The organism is Streptococcus suis, from assembly GCF_002960445.1.
GTDB classification, from domain to species: domain Bacteria; phylum Bacillota; class Bacilli; order Lactobacillales; family Streptococcaceae; genus Streptococcus; species Streptococcus hyiners.
Genome location: NZ_POJD01000418.1, coordinates 1 through 282, shown reverse-complemented (window position 1 = coordinate 282; position 282 = coordinate 1). Strand labels below are relative to the sequence as shown.

Sequence of the window (282 nt, the reverse complement as noted above, 5' to 3'; positions counted from 1 at the left end):
GAATTTCATGAAAGAGTATTAAAGACAAAGTATTGGCCAGCTCTTGTTTGGAGCTTAGTTTTAAGTGTTTTTAGCGTAGCCAATCCACTGCTAATGCCATTTGCAACCAATATACAAACTCAAAATTTATATGCAGGGATGGCAATGGCAAATGGACAAATCCCTTATGGTGATTTCTTTGGTACAAGCGGGTTATTATTCTACTTACTTGCTTTCTTAGGTCATCTGGGAGGAACTTTCATTATCTTTGGAATCCTCCAGTTTATAGCATTACTGATAGCG

The 282-nt window shown here is 37.2% G+C and carries 1 pseudogene; it reads left to right on the top strand.

The features are described from left to right. Window positions 1–282: pseudogene (locus tag C1G53_RS13465) on the top strand (quinol oxidase); the annotation flags it as partial.